The organism is Caulobacter sp. GW821-FHT09B11 (assembly GCF_059418205.1).
Genome location: NZ_JBWKPK010000010.1, coordinates 29,217 through 44,963 on the forward strand (window position 1 = coordinate 29,217; position 15,747 = coordinate 44,963).

The 15,747-nt window shown below is 67.7% G+C and carries 14 protein-coding genes and 1 pseudogene; 5 read left to right on the forward strand and 10 right to left on the reverse strand.

Annotated elements, in window-relative coordinates; genetic code table 11:
* Positions 1-148 precede the first annotated feature (148 nt).
* The 3 genes from mmcB (at position 149) to AC07N1_RS09480 (ending at position 3,389) form a co-directional block, all read left to right on the forward strand.
* On the forward strand, positions 149-583 hold the full coding sequence (gene mmcB / locus AC07N1_RS09470) for a DNA repair putative endonuclease MmcB (RefSeq protein ID WP_494671676.1): 435 nt from the start codon (positions 149-151) through the stop codon (positions 581-583).
* Positions 584-820: 237 nt separating this feature from the next.
* Positions 821-1,336, forward strand: coding sequence for a hypothetical protein (locus tag AC07N1_RS09475; RefSeq protein WP_494671570.1), 516 nt, complete (start codon positions 821-823; stop codon positions 1,334-1,336).
* Positions 1,337-1,364: 28 nt separating this feature from the next.
* The gene (locus tag AC07N1_RS09480) at positions 1,365-3,389 is read left to right on the forward strand and encodes a TonB-dependent receptor plug domain-containing protein (RefSeq protein ID WP_494671571.1); all 2,025 of its coding nucleotides are present in this window, start codon (positions 1,365-1,367) and stop codon (positions 3,387-3,389) included.
* 179 nt (positions 3,390-3,568) lie between these two features.
* Here the strand turns inward: AC07N1_RS09480 and AC07N1_RS09485 are convergent, their stop codons facing one another.
* The gene (locus tag AC07N1_RS09485) at positions 3,569-4,147 is read right to left on the reverse strand and encodes a hypothetical protein (protein WP_494671572.1); all 579 of its coding nucleotides are present in this window, start codon (positions 4,145-4,147) and stop codon (positions 3,569-3,571) included.
* A gap of 237 nt (positions 4,148-4,384) precedes the next feature.
* Between AC07N1_RS09485 and AC07N1_RS09490 the strand changes: the two are divergent.
* Positions 4,385-4,467 (forward strand): annotated as a pseudogene (locus tag AC07N1_RS09490) (hypothetical protein); the annotation flags it as partial.
* A 24-nt stretch (positions 4,468-4,491) separates the two neighbouring features.
* Here the strand turns inward: AC07N1_RS09490 and AC07N1_RS09495 are convergent.
* The 7 genes from AC07N1_RS09495 to AC07N1_RS09525 form a co-directional block, all read right to left on the reverse strand.
* Positions 4,492-6,675, reverse strand: coding sequence for a 3-hydroxyacyl-CoA dehydrogenase NAD-binding domain-containing protein (locus tag AC07N1_RS09495; protein WP_494671573.1), 2,184 nt, complete (start codon positions 6,673-6,675; stop codon positions 4,492-4,494).
* A gap of 139 nt (positions 6,676-6,814) precedes the next feature.
* Complete coding sequence (locus AC07N1_RS09500; RefSeq protein WP_494671574.1) at positions 6,815-8,020, reverse strand: acetyl-CoA C-acetyltransferase; 1,206 nt, start codon at positions 8,018-8,020, stop codon at positions 6,815-6,817.
* An 81-nt stretch (positions 8,021-8,101) separates the two neighbouring features.
* Positions 8,102-8,617 carry an OsmC family protein gene (locus AC07N1_RS09505; protein WP_494671575.1) on the reverse strand — a complete coding sequence of 172 codons (516 nt, stop codon included), beginning with the start codon at positions 8,615-8,617 and terminating at the stop codon, positions 8,102-8,104.
* The gene (locus tag AC07N1_RS09510) at positions 8,617-8,970 is read right to left on the reverse strand and encodes a hypothetical protein (protein ID WP_494671576.1); all 354 of its coding nucleotides are present in this window, start codon (positions 8,968-8,970) and stop codon (positions 8,617-8,619) included. Before AC07N1_RS09510 ends, AC07N1_RS09505 begins: the two co-directional genes overlap by 1 nt.
* On the reverse strand, positions 8,970-10,133 hold the full coding sequence (locus AC07N1_RS09515) for an acyl-CoA dehydrogenase family protein (protein WP_110119480.1): 1,164 nt from the start codon (positions 10,131-10,133) through the stop codon (positions 8,970-8,972). Before AC07N1_RS09515 ends, AC07N1_RS09510 begins: the two co-directional genes overlap by 1 nt.
* Positions 10,134-10,135: 2 nt before the next feature.
* Positions 10,136-11,929, reverse strand: a complete 1,794-nt coding sequence (locus AC07N1_RS09520; RefSeq protein ID WP_494671577.1) for an acyl-CoA dehydrogenase C-terminal domain-containing protein — start codon at positions 11,927-11,929, stop codon at positions 10,136-10,138.
* A gap of 104 nt (positions 11,930-12,033) precedes the next feature.
* On the reverse strand, positions 12,034-12,513 hold the full coding sequence (locus AC07N1_RS09525) for a MerR family transcriptional regulator (protein WP_110119494.1): 480 nt from the start codon (positions 12,511-12,513) through the stop codon (positions 12,034-12,036).
* A 217-nt stretch (positions 12,514-12,730) separates the two neighbouring features.
* Here AC07N1_RS09525 and AC07N1_RS09530 point away from each other — a divergent pair, with 217 nt between their 5' ends.
* Positions 12,731-13,360 carry a S24 family peptidase gene (locus tag AC07N1_RS09530; protein ID WP_487292475.1) on the forward strand — a complete coding sequence of 210 codons (630 nt, stop codon included), beginning with the start codon at positions 12,731-12,733 and terminating at the stop codon, positions 13,358-13,360.
* 28 nt (positions 13,361-13,388) lie between these two features.
* Here AC07N1_RS09530 and AC07N1_RS09535 read toward each other — a convergent pair whose 3' ends face one another.
* Together AC07N1_RS09535 and AC07N1_RS09540 are read right to left on the reverse strand one after the other, a co-directional pair.
* Positions 13,389-13,598 (reverse strand): hypothetical protein, encoded by a 210-nt coding sequence (locus AC07N1_RS09535; RefSeq protein WP_494671578.1) that lies wholly within the window; start codon positions 13,596-13,598, stop codon positions 13,389-13,391.
* Positions 13,599-13,924: 326 nt separating this feature from the next.
* Entirely contained in the window at positions 13,925-15,583 is a 1,659-nt protein-coding gene (locus tag AC07N1_RS09540; protein WP_494671579.1) for a lysine--tRNA ligase, read from the reverse strand.
* Positions 15,584-15,747 lie beyond the last annotated feature (164 nt).

Below are 15,747 nucleotides of genomic sequence, written 5' to 3' on the forward strand. Positions count from 1 at the left end.
CTATAGCGCGAACCGCAGGTTGGTCGAGCCCGAAAGCCGCCCGCCCGCCGTGCATCGAGCAGACGCCGACCGCTTGCACGGCGAACAAAGATGGAACATGGTGACGGCCATGGACGTCGTCGTCGACATCGCCCTCTCCCGCTCGGACATGTCCCGCCCGGAGACCACCCTGGCCGTCACCCGCGGGGCCGCGCGGCTGCTGGTCGACCTGGGCTATGCGCCCCTGGCCGAGGTGACCCTGCCCAACGGCCGGCGGGCCGACCTGATGGCCCTGGGCCCCAAGGGCGACATCGTCATCGTCGAGGTGAAGTCGAGCCTCGATGACTACCGCGTCGACCGCAAGTGGGGCGAGTACGCGCCCTATTGCGACGCCTTCCATTTCGCCGTCGCGCCGCATTTTCCCGATGGAATCCTGCCGGAGGAGCCGGGCCTGATCGTCGCCGACGGCTTCGGCGGGGCCGTGGTCCGGGCCGCCCCGGTCACGCGCCTGGCGCCCGCCCGACGCAAGGCCCTGACCCTGGCCTTCGCCCGACTGGCCGCCCTGCGCGCCGCCGGAGTCGCCGCCGAGCGCCTGTCGATCTGAAAATAAACCATCCCTGCGACATTGTGTCCGAATACAACTCAAGATGACGTCAAAGCAGGGGCCGAATACGCCCTGCCCCTGGGTCAGGCGCTAATCTAGAGTTGTCCAAGCGTCGGGTATCCGACGGCGAATACCGAATACAGAACGTCGGTATCCTGACGATGTTACGTCTTCTTTACGTCCGACGCGGCATCACCCCGCTCACAAGCCCAACAAAGGGCAGGGGATTTCAACAGAATGTCGAAGACGAAACCCGCAGCGGCGCTGGCCGCGGCGCTCCTCTCCATCGCGCCGCTGAGCGCGCACGCCGACGCCGCCAAGGATCTGCAGATCGCCGGCCGCGCGCTGACCTTCCTCGAAAACGGCCCCACCGGCAAACAGGTGCTGGGCGTGGTGTTCGACCCGTCCAAGCCCGCCTCGGTGGCCGAAAAGAACGCCGTCATGGCCGCCATCGGCGGCGGCATGAACGCCGGCGCCCTGACCCTGACGGCCAAGGCGGTCGAAGCCGGCGCCGTCTCGGGCGTCACCGGCGTCGCCGCCCTCTACGTCACCACCGGCGTGAACGTCGGCGCGGCCGCCAAGGCCAAGAAGATCATCACCATCGGCTCGGACGCCTCCTGCGCCGCCAGCGGCGCCTGCGTGATGAGCGTGTCGGCCGACCCCAAGGTCGAGATCATCGTCAACCGTTCGGCCGCCGCGGCCGTCGGCGCGGTCTTCAAGTCCGCCTTCCGCATGATGATCCGCGAAGTCTGATCCCGGCCAGTTGAAGAGACCTAATCCCATGAAAAAGACTCTCCTGGCCGGCGTTTCCGCGGGCCTCCTCGTCGCCGCCGCCTCGGCCGCTCACGCCCAGTCGATCGACTACGGCTCGCTCGAGCAGCTGTTCAACGAACCGGTCACCACCAGCGCCACCGGCGCCCCGCAGCGCTCGACCGAAGCGCCGGTGGACATGACCATCATCTCGGCCGCCGACATCCAGCGCTCGGGCGCCACGGACCTGCCGACGATCCTGTCGCGCGTGGCCGGCCTCGACGTCGAGGACCGCGGCGCCGGCGCGGCGGACGTCAGCGTCCGCGGCTACAACCAGGCCATGTCGCCGCGCCTGCTGGTGCTGATCAACGGCCGCCAGGTCTATCTCGACCACTACGGCTACACCGCCTGGGCCACCCTGCCCGTGCAGCTGTCGGAAATCCGCCAGATCGAAGTCGTCAAGGGCCCCAACAGCGCCCTGTTCGGCTTCAACGCCGTCGGCGGCGTGGTCAACATCATCACGGTCAACCCGAAGTTCGACAACACCGGCGACATCACCGTGCGCGCCGGCTCGGCCCGCTACGGCGAGGTTTCGCTGGCCAAGTCGTTCAAGGTCGGCGAGCGCTTCAGCGCCCGCGTCTCGGCCGGCGCGGCCAAGTCGGACGAGTACGAGAACACCGTCGGCGTGGCCAAGAGCCAGCTGAACGACCCGTCGCGCGTCTCGGCCAACATCGACACCGTCACCCAGCTGACCGACAAGGCCGAGCTGCGCGTCGAGGGCTCGTACTCGAACGTCCAGGTCAGCGACATGCTGTCCAACTACGCCTACTCGCCCAGCAAGTACCTGACGAGCTCGGTGAAGGGCACGCTGACCGCCGAGACCAAGGTCGGCCAGCTGCAGCTGTCGGCCTACCAGAACGACCTGACCGCCAAGCACGTGATCCTGGGCCAGAACTCGCGCTTCGAGAACCAGATCCGCGTCGTCTCGGTGCAGGACCTGTTCAAGATCGGCGCGAAGCACACCCTGCGCCTCGGCGCCGAGTACCGCCACAACGAGGTCAACACCGCCCCGATCGGCGGCGCGCAGGTCAGCTATGACGTGCTGTCGGCCTCGGCGATGTGGAACTGGGCGATCACCGACAAGCTCGCCTTCACCGCCGCCGGCCGCTACGACAGCCTGGACCTGTCGCGCGAAGGCGCGTTCCCGGCCGGCTCGCCGCCGCTGGGCAACGGCTACTGGGACCGCAAGATCGAGGAGCCGAGCTACAACCTCGGCCTCGTCTGGCGCGCCACCGACGTCGACACCTTCAAGGCCACCGCCGCCCGCGGCGTGCAGGTTCCGACCCTGATCGACCTGGGCGCCCTGCAGGCCCGCGTCACCGTCGGTCCGTACACGATCGGCCTGGCCGGCAACCCGACCCTCGAGCCGGCGATCATCACCAACTACCAGTTGACCTACGAGCGCGCCCTGCCCGCTCTCAAGGCCGAAGTCAGCGCCAAGGCCTTCGTGCAGAAGACCGAGGACGTGAAGGGCCAGCCGACCTCGGCCCAGATCGACGTGGCGGCGACCCTGGTCAGCCTGCCGGTGCTCAGCTACCGCAACATCGGCGACAGCAAGATGACCGGCTTCGAACTGGCCGCCTCGGGCCAGCTGACCGGCGGCTTCCGCTGGAACGCCGACTGGACCCACACCGAGGTCGACGACGAGCCGACCGCCGGCTTCTCGCCGGTGATCCGCACGGCCGCCTACGCCGAGACCACCCCGGAAAACCGCGGCAACGTCTCGCTGGGCTGGACCGGCGGCGCCTGGACCGTCGACGGCTACGCCCACTTCGTCGGCGAGCACCGCGCCTACGCGCTCTACAGCGCCGCGGCCGCGCCGCACCTGGTGGACATCGACGCCTACGCCGCCCTCGGCGGCCGGGTGGCCCGCTCGTTCGACCACGGCGTGACCGTAGCCCTGAGCGGCCAGAACCTCGGCGACAACCGCCGGCGCCAGAGCGCCGGCCTGGAAGTCGAACGCCGCGTGTTCCTGAGCGTCAGCAAGACCTGGTAAGCGTTTCGGGTCTCCCGAAAACCGGAAAGGGCGGCCTGAAAGGGCCGCCTTTTTTGTTGGGTGGAAGACCCCCTCCGGCCCTCCGGGCCACCTCCCCCAGAGGGGGAGGATCTAGAAGCGCCGCGCCAGGAAGATGCTCCCCCTCTGGGGGAGCTGTCGCGGAGCGACTGAGGGGGTTTTCACCACTCGTCCTTTTTCTTCTTCACCAGGGCGAACAGGCCCGGATACGGCCCCTGCCCCGTGCGGTAGAGGCACCACTCGTCGTCCTTCTTGCAGGCGCCGTCGAAGAAGTCCTTCTTGGACTGGTCGATCACCGCGTACATCGGCGCGTCCTTGGCCTTGATCCCCAGCTTGTCGTCGCAGGCGGCGCGTTCGGCCTTGGACAGGCGGTAGAGGTCGGCGTGGTTGCAGCCGCCGCCTTCGCGAGCGGCCTGGCGCAGGCCCTCACCGCCGGGCGTGGGCGTGCCCCGCGACTTGAAACCGGGCGGGGCGACGGCGGCGCGGGGCGCATCGGGCGCGGACGGCGTCGGCGCGCTGGCGACCTGGGCCGGCGGCTTGGACGGTGTTTGGGGCGGCGGCGGAACCACGGCCTGGGCCGGAGGAGCGGCGGAGGCCTGCGGCGCGGGCGCGGCGTCCGGAACCCGCAGATGCGCCAGCGGCGGCGGCGCGACATCGACCAGATCGACGATCAGGCTCTGCGGCTCGACCGGCGGCGGCATGATCTTGATCCCGCTGATCAGGCCGATTCCGAGCAGCACGTGCAGGCCGCTCACCGCCACGAGGGCGAGCGCGAAAGGCCTTCTGCGGCGAACGGTCGATCGCCTGCCGGCCATCCCAGATCCTTGCTTGCGCGCAACAGGCGCGACGGCTTGCGGATACAGAGGCGATGGGGCGCGACGATGTCGGCAATGATGCGGCGGCGAAAGAAAAAGGCCCGGCGTCGCCGCCGGGCCTCCTCATTTCACCTGTCGGGCGACCGCTGATCCGAGCCCCCCGCCCTTCGACAGGCTCAGGGTGAGGTTCTCGACTGCGGCCGCCAGTCCATGATCCTCATCCTGAGCTTGTCGAAGGACGAGGATCACGCACCGTGGCTGACGACGGCTTAAGCGGCCGCCTTCTCCTTGACGCCGAAGCGGCTGTAGAAGGTCTCGCCCTTGGCGGCCATCTCGCGCAGCAGGGCCGGCGGGGCGAAGCGCGCGCCGTAGGCGGCGGTCAGCTGGTCGAGGGTCTCGACGAACTTGGCCACGCCGATGCCGTCGATGAAGCTGACCGGGCCGCCGGTCCAGGGCGCGAAGCCCCAGCCCAGGATGGCGCCGACGTCGGCTTCACGCGGATCGGTGATCACGCCTTCCTCGAAGCAGCGCGCGGCCTCGACGGCCTGGCGGTACAGCAGGCGGGTGCGGATCTGCTCGATCAGCGCCTTGTCGGCGTCGGTGGTCTTCACCTCCACCAGGTCGGCCAGGCCCGGCCACAGGGTCTTGGGACCCTTTTCCGGGTAGTCGTAGAAGCCCTTGCCGTTCTTGCGGCCGTAGCGGCCCAGGTCCTCGACCATCTTGGCGATGATCGCGGTGAACGGACGCTCCTCGTACTTGTCGCCGAGGTCCTTCTTCGTCTGGACGGCGATCTTGTGCGACAGGTCCAGCGCGACGTCGTCGTGCATTTCCAGCGGGCCGCGCGGCATGCCGGTGGCGCGACCGACATTGTCGATGATCGCCGGGGCGATGCCGTCGCTGAGCAGCTCCATGCCTTCCTGCACGAAGGTGCCGAAGCAGCGCGACGTGTAGAAGCCGCGGCTGTCGTTGACGACGATCGGGGTCTTCTTGATCTTCAGCACGTAGTCGATCGACTTGGCGATGGTTGCCTGGTCGGTCTTCTCGCCGAGGATGATCTCGACCAGGCCCATCTTGTCGACCGGCGAGAAGAAGTGGATGCCGATGAAGCTTTCCGGACGGATCGAGGCTTCGGCCAGGCCGGTGATCGGCAGGGTCGAGGTGTTGGAGCCGAACACGGCGGTGTCGGCCAGCTGGGCTTCGGCCAGCTTGGTCACCTGGGCCTTGACGTCGCGGTTCTCGAACACGGCCTCGACGACCAGGTCCGAACCCTTGACGTTGGCGTAGTCCGACGTCGGATGGATCAGGGCGAGGATGGCGTCGCCCTTCTCCTGGGTCAGCTTGCCGCGCGAGACGGCCTTCTTGACCAGGGCTTCGGCGTAGCCCTTGCCCTTGTCGGCGGCTTCCTGGGTCTGGTCGATCAGCACGGTCTCGATGCCGGCCATGGCTTGGACGTAGGCGATGCCCGCGCCCATCATGCCGGCGCCGAGCACGGCGACCTTCTTGACGTCGTAGTACGGCACGCCGGCCGGACGGCCCGAACCCTTGCCCAGTTCCTGCAAGCTGAGGAACAGGGTGCGGATCATGCCCTTGGCCTGCGGGGTCATCAGGGTCTTGAGGAAGTAGCGGGTCTCGATGCGGATGGCCGCGTCGAACGGAACCTGCAGGCCCTCATAGACGGCCTTCATGATGTTCTGCTGGGCCGGGTAGTTGCCGTAGGTGTTCTTGCGCAGCATGGCGTTGCCCATGATGAACACCTGGGCGCCGGTCGGGGTGTAGGGGCCGCCGCCGGGGATCTTGAAGTCCTTCTTGTCCCAGGGAGCGACCGGGTCGCCCTTGGTCTTGATCCAGGTCTTGGCGGCTTCGACTTCCGTGCCGGCCGGCACGACTTCGTGCACGACCTTGGCGCCCAGCGCCTCGGCCGGCTTCATCGACTTACCTTCCAGGAGGTACGGCGCGGCGGCCATGACGCCCATCAGGCGCGTCAGGCGCTGGGTGCCGCCGCCGCCCGGCAGCAGGCCGACCTTGGCTTCCGGCAGGCCCAGCTGCAGCTTCGGCAGGTCGGCGACCACGCGGTAGTGGGTGGCCAGCACGAATTCCAGGCCGCCGCCGAGCGCCAGGCCGTTGATGGCCGCGGCCACCGGCTTGCCGCTGGTTTCCAGGCCGCGGAAGGCCTTGTTCAGCGCGAAACCGGCGTCGAACGCGGCTTGCAGGTCGCCGCCGCCGAGGCCGCCATTGCCGCCCAGTTCACCCAGGTCCGCGCCGGCGCAGAAGCCGGTGGTCTTGCCCGAGGTGATGACGACGCCCTTGATCTCGGCGTCGGTCTTGATGCGCTCGACCAGCTCGCCGACTTCCTTGATCACCGAGGCGGTCAGGGTGTTCATCGAACGGCCGGGGACGCCGAAGGTGACCAGGGCGATGCCGTCGCCGTCGACCTCGATCTTGAAGTTTTCCATGTGGACTAGTCCTTCAGAAATTGGGTCGTCATCCCGGCCGTAGCGAAGCGGAGAGCCGGGACACAGGTGAACCGCAGTGCGCCGGCCCCTGGGTCCCGGATCGGCCTACGGCCGTCCGGGATGACGATCTGTGCTTGGATCAGACGCGTTCGATGACCGTGGCGGTGCCCATGCCGGCGCCGACGCACAGGGTGATCAGGGCGGTTTCCTTGTCGGAGCGTTCCAGCTCGTCGACCATGGTGCCCAGGATCATCGCGCCGGTGGCGCCCAGCGGGTGGCCCATGGCGATGGCGCCGCCGTTGACGTTCATCTTCTCGTGCGGGATGTCCAGCGCCTGCATCATGCGCAGGACGACGGCCGCGAAGGCTTCGTTCAGCTCGTAGAGGTCGATGTCGGCGACTTCCATCTTGAGCTTCTTGAGCAGCTTCTCGGTGACCAGCGACGGACCCGTCAGCATGATCGACGGCTCGGAACCGATCGAGGCCATGCCCTTGATGCGGGCGCGGGCCTTGAGGCCGAGCGCGTCGCCCATTTCCTTGGTGCCGATCAGCACGCCGGCGGCGCCGTCGACGATGCCCGAGCTGTTGCCCGCGTGGTGCACGTGGGTCATGCGTTCGACCTGCGGGTAGCGCTGGGTGGCGACCGCGTCGAAGGCCATCTCGCCCATGCCGGTGAACGAGGCGTTCAGCGAGGCCAGGGTCTGCATGGTGGTCGAGGCGCGGACGGTTTCGTCGTGCGACAGGATGTTGAGGCCCAGTTGGTCCTTCACCGGCACGACCGACTTGGAGAAGCGCCCCTCGGCCCACGACTGGGCGGCGCGGCGCTGGCTCTCGACGGCGTAGGCGTCGACGTCGTCGCGGCTGAAGCCGTAGAGGGTGGCGATCAGGTCGGCCGACACGCCCTGCGGCATGAAGTAGGTCTTGAAGGCCGACGACGGGTCGGTCGGCCAGGCGCCGCCGTCGCTGCCCATCGGCACGCGGCTCATGCTCTCGACGCCGCCGCCGATGGTCAGGTCGGCTTCACCCGAGATGACCTTGGCCGCGGCCATGTTCACGGCTTCCAGGCCCGAGGCGCAGAAGCGGTTGATCTGCACGCCGGCGACGCTCTCGGCGTAGTCGGCGGTCAGGACGGCGGTGCGGGCGATGTCCGAACCCTGCTCGCCGACCGGGGCGACGCAGCCCAGGACGACGTCGTCGACCTTGGAGGTGTCCAGGCCGTTGCGGTCGCGGATGGCTTCCAGGACCTGGCTGGCGAGGGACAGGGCGGTGATCTCGTGCAGAGAGCCGTCCTTCTTGCCCTTGCCGCGCGGGGTGCGCACGGCGTCGAAGATGTAAGCGTCGGCCATTGAATGGCTCCTTCCTGCGATCTTTTAAATCGTTAGCCCCAGAGCGCGATCGCGCTCTAGATTTTTGTTTTCAAAGCCTTTTCACCCACTTCCAATGTGAGCATTGGAAGTGGAAAGGCTTTGCGGGGATTCTTTGACCGCCGGCTCGACGCGGACGTCCGTCCGCACCGAGTTGGCGATGAAACACGCGTGGTGGGCGGCCTCGTGCAGGGCCGCCAGCTTGGCTTCGTCGGGCGCGTCGCCCTCGAAGACGATGTCGGGACGAAGGGCGACATGGCTGACCCAGTGAGCGCCATGCTCGTTCCTGGTCATCGTCCCCTCGGCCTTGTCGCGATAGGCGCTGATGAAGAAGCCGGCGCGACGGGCCAGATCAAGGAAGGTCAGCATGTGGCAGGACGACAGCGCCGCCACGAACATCTCCTCGGGATCGACGCCCGCCGGGTCCGACCAGGGCAGCGGCACCACCGACGGCGAAGCCGAGCCGAGCGCCGTCACGCCGCCGTCGAACGACAGGGTATGGGCGCGGCTGTAGCGGCCCTTGGGGAAGTCCGCCCCGGCCTCCAGCTTCCAGTCGATGATGGCGACGTGGGTCGACATCACTTCTTCCAGGCGCCGATCGGCGACTTGTGGATCGGGGCGCACGACAGGCCGCGCGCGCCGGCCTTGGCCGAATAGACCACCCGCTGGCCGAACTCCGGCGCGGGCAGGCGGCAGGGCGTGAAGCCCGGCGTGTTCACGGTCAGGGTCCAGGTCGCGATCTTCGAGCGCAGCAGGTTGTTGCACTGCTCGACGCCCGGCTTCAGCGGCAGGTCGAAGGCGCCGGGCTGCGGGCGCTTGCCCTCCAGCTTGCCGGAGAACTGCAGCGGGCGGCGGCCCTCGGCGCGCACGCAGACCACGGCCGCGCGGGCGGCGTCATTGGCGGGCGGAGGCGGAGCGTCGGCGAACAACATCAGAGCGTCCTCGCGATCAGCAGTTTCATGATCTCGTTGGTGCCGCCGTAGATGCGCTGGACGCGGCTGTCCTTGTACATCCGGGCGATCGGGTACTCGTTCATGAAGCCGTAGCCGCCGAACAGCTGCAGGCAGCGGTCGACGATCTTGTTCTCCAGGTCCGTCACCCAGTACTTGGCCATCGAGGCCGTCGAGGCGTCGAGATCGCCCTTCAGGTGGCGCTCGATGCAGTGGTTGACGAACACCTTGGCGACGGTGCCTTCCGTCTTGCACTCGGCCAGCACGAACTGGGTGTTCTGGAAGGCCAGGATCGGCTTGCCGAACGCCTGACGCTCCTTGACGTAGGCGATGGTCAGCTCCAGCGCCCGCTCGATCGTGGCCATGCCCTGGACGGCGATGTTCAGCCGCTCCTGCGGCAGCTGGGCCATCAGCTGGAAGAAACCCTGGCCCTCGTCCGTGCCCAGGAGGTTCTCGGTCGGGATCTTCACGTCGTTGAAGAACAGCTCGGAGGTGTCCTGGGCCTCGTGGCCCAGCTTGTCGAGGTTGCGGCCGCGCTCGAAGCCTTCGGCCCCGTCGGTCTCGACCACCAGCAGGCTGGTCCCCCGCGCGCCGCCGGCCGGATCGGTCTTGGCGACCACGATGATCAGATTGGCCGTCTGGCCGTTGGTGATGAAGGTCTTGGAGCCGTTGAGGACGTACTGGTTGCCGTCCTTCTTGGCCGAAGTCTTGATGCCTTGCAGGTCGGAACCCGCGCCCGGCTCGGTCATGGCGATCGCGCCGACCAGCTCGCCGGTCGACAGGCGCGGCAGCCAGCGGCGCTTCTGCTCCTCGGTGCCGTAATGGGTGATGTACGGCATGACGATGGCGTTGTGCAGGCTGGCGCCGAAGCCGTCGACGCCCTTCTTGCCCAGCTGTTCCATCAGCACGACCTCGTGGCGATAGTCGCCGCCGGAGCCGCCGTATTCTTCCGGCGTGGAGAGGCCGAGCAGGCCGGCCTCTCCCGCCTTGTTCCACATCGCACGATCGACGCAGTGGTTCTTGCGCCAGGTCGCGACGACGGATTCAGGGGCGTGCTCGTCGAAGAACTTGCCCACCGCGTCCTCGAAGATCGTGATGTCTTCTTCGGCCATGAAGGCGGGTTTGGCGACGTCGAGCACGCTCATGATCAGAAGGCCTCCGCGGGCAGCGCCATCAGGGTCGCCGAGCCGGTCTTCAGTTTGGCCAGATGCGCCCCTGCGTCAGGCAAGACCCGCTCGATGAAATAACGGGCGGTGGCGATCTTGGTCGTGAAGAACGGGTCGGTGGAGCCTTCGGCGATCTTGGCGTTGGCCGACTTCACCATCAGCGCCCACATGTAGGCCAGGCCCGTCAGGCCGAAGAGGTGCATGTAGTCGGTCGAGGCCGCGCCGGCGTTGTCCGGGTTCTGCAGGCCGTTCTGCATCAGCCACATGGTGCCGTCCTGCAGCTGGGCCTTGGTCGCCGCCAGGGCGTCGATGAACGGCTTCAGCTCGGCGTCGCCGTCGTTCTCGCCGACGAACTGGTCGATCTCCTGGAAGAAGGTCATCACGCCGCGGCCGCCCTTGGCCGCCAGCTTGCGGCCCACCAGGTCGAGGGCCTGCACGCCGTTGGTGCCTTCATAGATCAGGGCGATGCGGCAGTCGCGCAGGTACTGGCTGACCGGGAAGTGCTCGGTGAAGCCCGAGCCGCCGTGCACCTGCACCGCGTTCGAGCAGACCTGGAAGCCGCGGTCGGTCAGGTAGCCCTTCAGGACCGGCGTCAGCAGGCCCATGTAGTCCTCGGCCTTGGTGCGCACCGCCTCGTCGGGGTGGCTGTGGGCCAGGTCGCCGTGCAGGGCGGTCCAGAACAGGAAGGCGCGGCCGCCTTCGATGATGGCCTTGTTCTCCAGCAGCAGGCGACGCACGTCCGGGTGGACGATGATCGGGTCGGCCGGGCCGTCGGCGTTCTTCGGGCCGGTCAGCGAGCGGCCTTGCAGGCGGTCCTTGGCGAAGGCGATGGCGGCCTGGTTGGCCGCTTCGGCCTGGGCGACGCCCTGCAGGCCGACGCCCAGGCGGGCCTCGTTCATCATCACGAACATCAGCTTCAGACCGCTGTTCTCTTCACCGATCAGATAGCCCTCGGCGTCGTCGTACTGCATGACGCAGGTGGCGTTGCCGTGGATGCCCATCTTCTCTTCGAGGCCCACGCACTTGGCGCCTTCGTTGCGCGCGCCCACCGAGCCGTCGGCGTTCGGGAAGAACTTCGGCACGATGAACAGGCTGATGCCCTTCACGCCGGCCGGGGCGCCCTCGATGCGGGCCAGCACCAGGTGGACGATGTTGTCGGCCATGTCGTGCTCGCCGGCCGAGATCCAGATCTTCTGGCCGGTGATCTTGTAGCTGCCGTCGCCGTTCGGAACGGCCTTGGTGCGCAGCAAACCGAGGTCCGTGCCGCAGTGCGGCTCGGTCAGGTTCATGGTGCCGGTCCACTCACCCGTGATCATCTTGGGCAGGTAGGTCTGCTTCTGGTCGTCGGTGCCGCCGGTGTGGATCGCTGAATAGGCGCCGTGGGCCAGGCCCGGATACATCGAGAAGGCCATGTTGGCGCTGCTCGACATTTCCGAAAACGACAGGTTCACGACGTGCGGCAGGCCCTGGCCGCCGTAGGTCGGATCCGAGCCGAGGCCGGTCCAGCCGCCTTCGCACAGGGCCTTGTAGGCTTCCTTGAAGCCCGGCGGGGTGGTGACGGTGTTGGTGACCGGGTCGAGCTTGCAGCCGGTCTTGTCGCCGATGCTGTTCAGCGGGGCCAGGACTTCGCCGGTGAACTGGGCCGCGCCCTCGACGATCTGCTCGACGACGTCGATCGAGGCGTCGGCGAAGGCCGGCAGGTTGCCGTACTGCTCGATGTTGAGCACGTCGCGCAGAAGGAACATGTGGTCGCGGACGGGCGGCTGATAGGTCATTTAGGCGGTCCTGACTGATCGGGATCGGGGAGAAAGGCGAAGGGAAACCCGCCCGTTCCGCCGGTCTTGGCGAAAGCGGGCGCGGAAGGGATGGTCTTGGCTGACTACTTGCCGAGCGCCATGTCGGCGTGGCCGTCGAGGCGGGCGCGCAGCAGCTGCTCGTAGTCGGCCGAGCGCGGCAGCAGGTCGGGACGGATCTCGGCCAGGCGCTTCTCGAGGCGATCGCAGGCCTCGCGCAGCTCGATCAGGGCGCCGTCGATGTCCTCGCGCTGCTGCTCGAGGGCGGCGGCGCGCTCGCGGAACTTCTTCAGCGACCGGGCCATCTGGGCCGCGCCGTCGTCGTTCTCGTCGTAGAGGTCCAGCAGCTCGCGGATTTCCGACAGCGACAGGCCCACGCGCTTGCCGCGCAGGATCAGCTGCAGGCGGACGCGGTCCTTGTGGGAATAGACGCGGTTGAGACCCTCGCGGGCCGGCGTCAGCAGGCCCTTGTCCTCGTAGAAGCGCAGCGCCCGGGGCGTGGCCTTGAACTCGTTGCAGAGCTGACGGATCGAGAACGTGCGCTCGGGACGTCGAAGATCAGCCACCATCGTTACCCTCCCAGGGTGCGGCCGGCCTTCAGGGCCGGGTCGTTGGTTATCGGCGTTCACGCTACGCCGGCCCCTGCGGAACGTCAACGCTTACGTAAACGTCAACCTTCACCATTGTCGCTAGGTTTACATTCCTAAGGCCTGGGCATAATTTCCTTGGGACGTCCGCCACTTGAAGGGCATTGGGACGCCATCAGGACGCAGGGACGATCCGATGCTCTCGCACGCCGAACTATGGACGGCGATCGACGCCCTGGCCAAGCGCTTCGACATGAGCCCTTCGGCCATGGCCAAGCTGGCGGGCCTGGATCCCACCGCCTTCAACCGTTCGAAACGCGGCGACGCCGACACGCGGCCGCGCTGGCCCTCGACCGAGAGCCTGGCCAAGGTGCTGGAAGCGACGGGGGTGGGGTTTTCGGAATTCGCGGCCTTGACCGAAACGGCCGCTCCGGGCCGGCGGGCGGGCGTGCCGCTGATCGGCCTCACCCGGGCCGGGGCGCCGGGCATGTTCGACGAGGCGGGCGCGCCGCGCGGGTCGGGCTGGGAAGAGGTGGAGCTGCCGGGGCCGCGGGAAGAGGGCCTGTTCGCCCTGGAGATCGAGGGCGACGCCCTGGCGCCGGTCTATCGCGACGGCGACCGGCTGCTGGTCTCGCCGACGGCCGAACCGCGACGCGGCGACCGGGTGGTGGTCATGACCACGCAGGGCGAGGTGCTGATCCGCGAGATGGGCCGCCTGACGGCCCGGACGATCGAACTGACCTCGGTGCTGCGCGACGGCGACGACCGGGTGCTCGACCGCATGAGCGTGGCCTGGGCGGCCTGCATCCAGTGGGTCAGCCAGTAGCGGCCGACCTTACTGGAGCGCGAAGCGATCAGGTGCGCGGGCAGGCGGCGTGGTGGCCGTTGAGCCAGTCGCGAAGCGCCGAGGCGCGGGGATCCTCGCACGACACGTCGACCCGGTAGGACTGCCAGGTGTCGTTGTGCGCGGCCTCGATGCGGGCGCTGGGGAACTGCGAGGCGATGCCGCCGATCAGGGAGTCGAATTCCGAACGGTCGTGCGGGCGAAGGGTGAAGGAAGCCATCTGACTATTCCTGGTTCTGATGGTTCCAAGCCTAGACTCCGAAGTTCGCACAAACCCTTAATTCGAAATTCAGAAAGCGTTCATCAAACGAGGCACGGTGTCGCACATTACGATCCTCCCCCTCTGGGGGAGGTGGCCCGGAGGGCCGGAGGGGGGACGTTTTCAACCGCCGCCGACTTCACTCCTCCCCCGTGAAACGGGGGAGGTGGCGCGCTGCGTATACGCAGCGTGACGGAGGGGGCGAGTGACAGAGCGCCTTGCGCGCCGCCGCCCCCTCCACCGCTTCGCGGTCCCCCCCCCCGTTGCACGGGGGAGGAGTTAAGACCTTAGCCCAGCTTCTCTTCGATCAGCGCGATCGTGCGATCCACCCCGAAGATCGCCGCGAACGAGCCGAAGCGCGGGCCCTGGCTCTGGCCCAGCAGCACTTCGTACAAGGCCTGGAACCAGGCGCGCAGCGGGTCGAAGCCGTGGGTCTTGCCGACCTCGAACACCTCGTTCTGGATCAGCTCGGCGTCCTGGGTGCCGGCCGGCATGGCCTTCAGCTTGGCCAGCAGGTCGAGGATCGCCGCGCGCTCGACGTCGGTCGGGGCGCGGAAGGTCTTCGTGGGCTTCACGAAGTCCTCGTAATAGTTGATCGCATAGCCGGCCAGGCGGTCGAGCAGCGGCTGGGTCTCCGCGCTCGCGCCCGGGATGTAGCGCGACAGGAAGCCCCAGAGGATCTCCTTGGTCGAGGCGTCGGCGGCCGACACCAGGTTCAGCATCAGGCTGAACGACACCGGCGAGCTCTGCTGCGGCGGCTTGCCCGAATGGATGTGCCAGACCGGGTTGTCGAGCTGCTTGGCGGGCTCCTGGCGACCGAACGCGTCCAGCTGCTGCAGGTACTCGTCCGTCGCCTTGGGGATGACGTCGAAATAGAGCTTCTTGGCCGACTTCGGGCTCTGGAACATGTAGTACGACAGGCTCTCCGGCGCGCCGTAGCGCAGCCAGTCCTCCATCGACAGGCCGTTGCCCTTGGTCTTGGAGATCTTCTGGTTGTTCTCGTCCAGGAAGAGCTCGTAGTTGAAGCCTTCCGGCGGAATCCCGCCCAGCGCCTTGCAGATCGCGCCCGAGGCCTTGACCGAGTCGATCAGGTCCTTGCCGCTCATCTCGTAGTCGACGCCCAGCGCGGTCCAGCGCATGGCCCAGTCGGGCTTCCACTGCATCTTCACGTGGCCGCCGGTGACCGGGACCTCGACCTTGGAGCCGTCCTCGTCCTCGAAGACGATCGTGCCCTTCTCGACGTTGCGCTCCAGGGTCGGGACCTGCAGCACCTTGCCGGTCGACGGGCTGATCGGCAGGAACGGCGAATAGGTGGCGCGGCGCTCCTCGCCCAGGGTCGGCAGCATGACCTTCTGGATGGCGTCGAAGCGGGCCAGGGCCGTCAGCAGAACTTCGTCGAACAGGCCGCCCTTGTAGCAGTCGGTCGAAGACACGAACTCGTACTCGAAGCCGAAACCGTCGAGGAAGGCGCGCAGGCGGGCGTTATTGTGGGCGCCGAAGCTGTCGTGGGTGCCGAACGGGTCGCGGACGACGGTCAGCGGCTTGCCCATGTCCTCGATCAGCGGCTGCTGGTTCTCGATGTTGCCCGGCACCTTGCGCAGACCGTCCATGTCGTCGCTGAAGGCGATCAGGCGCGTCGGGATGGCGTCGTCGGTCAGCGCGCGGAAGGCCTGGCGCACCATGGTCGTGCGCGCGACTTCACCGAAGGTGCCCAGGTGCGGCAGGCCTGACGGACCATAGCCGGTCTCGAAGATCACCGCTTTGGAGAGAGCCGGATAGGCTTTCACCGCCTCGTCGGTCTTGCCGGCGTCGATCAGGGCTTTCGCCGCTTCTTGGTCGGCGCGGTCGGGAAGACGCACGCGCAGGACGCGGGCGATGGTGGCGCGCGCCTGCTCGAACGGCCAGGAGCGGGCTTCGCGGGCGAGGGGGGAGAGGCCTTCAAACATGGCCGGGCTATAAACCCTGGCGGGGGATGAGGCTAGGGCGTGGGGGTCACAGAAACCCCCACCCTTTCCCCACCTTTCTTTCCCGTCATTCCCGCCCTTGTGGCGGGAAGCCCTGTTTCCGCTTCTTCGTGGAGCGCCGGCGGCGTGCCGAGCACGCCGCCCCA

What these genes read in the sequence shown, in the direction of transcription:
- AC07N1_RS09515 (WP_110119480.1), bottom strand. Translation starts at nt 10,133, where the DNA reads ATGAGCGTGCTCGACGTCGCCAAACCCGCCTTCATGGCCGAAGAAGAC.
- AC07N1_RS09535 (WP_494671578.1), bottom strand. Translation starts at nt 13,598, where the DNA reads ATGGCTTCCTTCACCCTTCGCCCGCACGACCGTTCGGAATTCGACTCC.
- AC07N1_RS09500 (WP_494671574.1), bottom strand. Translation starts at nt 8,020, where the DNA reads ATGGCCGACGCTTACATCTTCGACGCCGTGCGCACCCCGCGCGGCAAG.
- AC07N1_RS09510 (WP_494671576.1), bottom strand. Translation starts at nt 8,970, where the DNA reads ATGTTGTTCGCCGACGCTCCGCCTCCGCCCGCCAATGACGCCGCCCGC.
- AC07N1_RS09475 (WP_494671570.1), top strand. Translation starts at nt 821, where the DNA reads ATGTCGAAGACGAAACCCGCAGCGGCGCTGGCCGCGGCGCTCCTCTCC.
- AC07N1_RS09505 (WP_494671575.1), bottom strand. Translation starts at nt 8,617, where the DNA reads ATGTCGACCCACGTCGCCATCATCGACTGGAAGCTGGAGGCCGGGGCG.
- mmcB (WP_494671676.1), top strand. Translation starts at nt 149, where the DNA reads ATGTCCCGCCCGGAGACCACCCTGGCCGTCACCCGCGGGGCCGCGCGG.
- AC07N1_RS09495 (WP_494671573.1), bottom strand. Translation starts at nt 6,675, where the DNA reads ATGGAAAACTTCAAGATCGAGGTCGACGGCGACGGCATCGCCCTGGTC.
- AC07N1_RS09540 (WP_494671579.1), bottom strand. Translation starts at nt 15,583, where the DNA reads ATGTTTGAAGGCCTCTCCCCCCTCGCCCGCGAAGCCCGCTCCTGGCCG.
- AC07N1_RS09480 (WP_494671571.1), top strand. Translation starts at nt 1,365, where the DNA reads ATGAAAAAGACTCTCCTGGCCGGCGTTTCCGCGGGCCTCCTCGTCGCC.
- AC07N1_RS09520 (WP_494671577.1), bottom strand. Translation starts at nt 11,929, where the DNA reads ATGACCTATCAGCCGCCCGTCCGCGACCACATGTTCCTTCTGCGCGAC.
- AC07N1_RS09530 (WP_487292475.1), top strand. Translation starts at nt 12,731, where the DNA reads ATGCTCTCGCACGCCGAACTATGGACGGCGATCGACGCCCTGGCCAAG.